The sequence below is a fragment of the Bradyrhizobium sp. genome, from assembly GCF_019244115.1.
Taxonomy (GTDB): Bacteria; Pseudomonadota; Alphaproteobacteria; order Rhizobiales; family Xanthobacteraceae; genus Bradyrhizobium.
The window spans coordinates 1-3,821 of sequence record NZ_JAFATE010000058.1; the positions used below are offsets into that span (position 1 = coordinate 1).

The 3,821-nt window shown below is 66.5% G+C and carries 4 protein-coding genes; 3 read left to right on the plus strand and 1 reads right to left on the minus strand.

What is annotated here, in order from left to right; genetic code table 11:
• From JOZ76_RS02685 to JOZ76_RS02695, 3 genes are all read left to right on the plus strand, one after another.
• Positions 1-586, plus strand: a 586-nt coding sequence (locus tag JOZ76_RS02685) for an MlaE family ABC transporter permease (RefSeq protein WP_291697087.1), incomplete at its 5' end; no start/stop codon positions are given.
• Between the two features lie 2 nt (positions 587-588).
• Positions 589-1,434 (plus strand): ABC transporter ATP-binding protein, encoded by an 846-nt coding sequence (locus JOZ76_RS02690; RefSeq protein WP_291697088.1) that lies wholly within the window; start codon positions 589-591, stop codon positions 1,432-1,434.
• A gap of 12 nt (positions 1,435-1,446) precedes the next feature.
• The gene (locus JOZ76_RS02695; protein WP_291697089.1) at positions 1,447-2,325 is read left to right on the plus strand and encodes an MlaD family protein; all 879 of its coding nucleotides are present in this window, start codon (positions 1,447-1,449) and stop codon (positions 2,323-2,325) included.
• A 137-nt stretch (positions 2,326-2,462) separates the two neighbouring features.
• Here the strand turns inward: JOZ76_RS02695 and JOZ76_RS02700 are convergent.
• On the minus strand, positions 2,463-3,821 hold a 1,359-nt coding region (locus JOZ76_RS02700), incomplete at its 5' end, for an OmpH family outer membrane protein (protein WP_441299964.1).

Here is a 3,821-nt window from a genome sequence, read left to right on the forward strand (position 1 = left end):
CTGCATCATCTCCCAGCAGGGCATTTTTCATTTCCGCAGGTTCGGCGCTGACATCTTCGTCGTCGACATGCTCGGCGTGCTGGTGCTGCGCGAGATCGGCGTGCTCCTGGTCGCGATCATGATCGCGGGCCGCTCCGGCAGCGCCTATACCGCCGAGCTCGGCTCGATGAAGATGCGCGAAGAAATCGACGCGTTGCGCACGATGGGATTTGATCCTGTCGAGGTCCTGATCCTGCCGCGCATGCTGGCGCTGGTGATTGCGCTGCCGATTCTGGCGTTCCTTGGCGACATGGCGGCGCTCTATGGCGGCGGGCTGGTGGCCTGGCTCTATGGCGGTGTCGAGCCGGAAGCCTTTCTGCTGCGCTTGCGCGATGCGATCTCGATCGACCACTTTACGGTTGGCCTGATCAAGGCGCCGGTCATGGCCGCCGTGATCGGCATCGTCGCCTGTGTCGAGGGCCTGGCGGTCCAGGGCAGTGCGGAGTCGCTCGGACAGCACACCACGGCGTCCGTCGTGAAAGGCATTTTCTTCGTGATCGTCATGGACGGCCTGTTCGCAATTTTTTTCGCCTCGATCGGAATGTGACCATGGCGCCAGCTTCTTCCGACGCCATCATCCGGGTTCGCGACATCACCGTCCAGTTCGGCAAGACACGGGTGCTCGACGGCCTCAATCTCGACGTCAGGCGCGGCGAGATCCTGGGCTTCGTCGGTCCCTCCGGCGCCGGCAAGTCGGTGCTGACCCGGACCATCATCGGACTGGTCCCCAAGGTGAGCGGCCGCATCGAGGTGTTCGGCGTCGATCTCGATGCCGCCGACTCCCCAGCGCGTCGTGCGGTCGAGCGGCGCTGGGGTATCCTGTTTCAGCAGGGGGCCTTGTTCTCATCGCTCACGGTGCGGCAGAACATCCAGTTCCCGGTGCGCGAATACTTGAAGGTCTCGCAGCGGCTGATGGACGAGATCATGGTGGCCAAGCTCGGGATGGTCGGCCTGAAGCCCGAGGTCGCCGACCGTTTCCCAAGCGAGCTCTCCGGCGGCATGATCAAGCGCGTGGCGCTGGCGCGCGCGCTCGCGCTCGATCCGGAACTGGTGTTCCTTGACGAGCCGACCTCGGGCCTCGATCCGATCGGCGCCGGCGATTTCGACGAGCTGGTGCGGACCCTGCAGCGCACTTTGGGCCTGACCGTTTTCATGGTAACCCATGATCTGGACAGTCTTTACACCGCCTGCGACCGGATTGCCGTTCTGGGGAACGGCAAGATCATCGCCGCAGGAACGATGGCGGACATGCAGGCCTCACAGCATCCCTGGCTCCGGGCCTATTTTCATGGCAAGCGCGCCCGCGCCGTCGTGGGGGAGAAGCATGACATGCCCCGTAGACAGTTTGAAAGCGCAGTCGACCTTGCTTCGAGCCTCTTGCGCGCGGGTGAGTGACCGGAGCTGTTGATGGAAACGCGGGCGAACTATGTCCTGATCGGCTCCTTCACCCTGGCCGTGATCGCCGCAGCCTTCGGGTTCGTGCTCTGGTTCCAGAGCCTGCACACCACCAAGGCGCGCGGGCCGCTCCGCATCGTCTTCGAGGGCCCGGCGGCGGGTCTGCGCAACGGCGGCAGCGTCAATTTCAATGGTATCAGGGTCGGCGAGGTGATTTCGGTAAAGCTCGACAATCCGCGTCGGGTCGTCGCACTCGCGATGGTTGAGAACAGCGCTCCGATCCGGAAGGACACCCTGGTCGGACTGGAATTCCAGGGTCTGACGGGTGTCGCTGCGATCTCGCTCAAGGGCGGCGCGGAGGCGGCGCCGCCGGCACCGCTCGACGAAGATGGCGTACCGACGCTCACGGCCGATCCCAATCGGCTGCAGGACGTCACCGAGGCGATCCGCGGCACGCTGCAAAACATCAACAAGGTGGTTGCCGACAACCAGGAAGCAGTCAGGAACTCGCTGAAGAACCTGGAGACCTTTACCGCGTCGCTGGCGCGCAATGCCGAGCGGGTCGACAATGTCATGTCACGGGTCGACGGCATCATGGGCCGCGCCGACAGCCTGATGCTGGGACTGAACTCGCTCGCCGGCGGCAAGGATGGCGGCGAGCTGTTCCTCACCGTGAAATCGATCCGCGAGCTGGCGGAAGATTTTGACAAGCGCTCTGGCGCGCTGATGGCCGACGGCCGCCGCACGCTCGGCGACATCAGTCGCGCCGTGAACAATTTCGACCGCAACCCGACCCGCGTCCTGTTCGGCGCCAGTAACTCCAGTTCGCAGGCCGCGCAGCCGGCCCCGGCGGCGACACCGGCGGCGGCCAACGCACAGAGGCGGCCGTAGAAGACGAATAGGAGGCAGCGGGCAGGTGGCCCTCGTCTGCCCTCATAAAGCCATTCTGCTGCGTGCCTGCGTCGAATGCAAAACGGAGGCCTCGCGGCCTCCGTTCGTCCTGTTGGCTCCCTGTTATTATCTGCTGTTCACCCGAGCCGTCCGGCCGCGTGCGCGAGCAGAGTGTAGACGAGACCGGTCTCCGAGGTGAGCTGGGCCCGCAGCGCCTGCGGTCCGCGCTCGTCGCGGGCGACCTCGTCGAGCAGCCGCTCGAACTCGGTGATGTAGCGATCGACCGTCTGCTTGAAGCCGCGGTCGGCGCGGTATTTGCGGGCGACCTCGTCGAACGCCTTCTGGCCGGCCGGCGTGTAGAGCCGCTTGGTGAAGGACTTGCTCTCGCCGCGCTGATAGCGGTCCCACATCTCGGCGGCGAGGTTGCGGTCCATCAGCCGGCCGATGTCGAGCGACAGCGATTCCAGCGGGTTCTGACCCTGCTGCGGCCCGCGGCCGCGCGGCGGCTCGCGATTGTTGTCGGCACGGTTCAAGAGGTCGGAGAGCCAGCTGTCGCGTCCCTGGTCGTTGCCCGCGGCCGGGCTCACCGGCGGGGCCTCGGTGCGGCGCGAAGGCTGCGGCATGCCCATGCCAAGGTCCGGCGGCGGCAGGTTCGAGGCGCTGCTCACGCCGTCGCGCATGCGGCTGGGCGGCGGCGGCTCGATGTTACCGGTATCTCGCATGCGGGCCGGCGGTTCGATGTTGCCGGTGTCTCGCATGCGCGGTGGCTCGCCGCGGGCGCCGACGGCGGCCAGGACGGGCTCTTCCTGGCGCTGGACGTTGACGGGGGCAGAGGCGCGGTTACCGCCGACCACGTCGAGCCCGCGGCCATGATGGGCCACGATACGGTTCAGCTCGGCGAGGGCTTCGATCTGGTCGACGATCACCTTGCGCATCTGCGCGGTGCTCTCGGCCGCCTCCTGCGGCATCTCCAGCACGCCGCGGCGGAGCTCTTCGCGGGTGGCCTCGAGCTCGGTGTGCATCTCGGCGGCCATCTGCTTCATGCTCGTGACCAGCGTGGAGAACTTCTCGGCGGACTGCTTGAACATCGCATCCGCTTCGCGCGTCGTCTGCTGGTAGATCTTCTGCATCTGTTCGCCGGTCGCCTGGCGCGCCTCCTCGGCATTGGCCCGGATCGCCTCGAACTGGCGGCTGATCGCGGTCGAGCCGGCCCCGGCCGTCTCCGCCACCACGCGGGCGATGTCGCGTGCGCGCTCCTCGGCCGCGGCCAGCGATTCATCGAGCAGGCCCGTGAAGCGTGACAGCCGCTGGTCGAGGTCGGTGGTGCGCAGATCAATGGTCGTGATCAACGATTCCAGCGCCGCCTTGCGGTCGGAAATCGAGGCATTGGCGTCGCGGTTGCTCTGCTCCACGACGGCCGCGGCCTCCGCCAGCGCCCGACCATGGGCGTCGAACTGGCTGGACAGCGCACCGAGATCCTCGAGCACCCTGGAGGT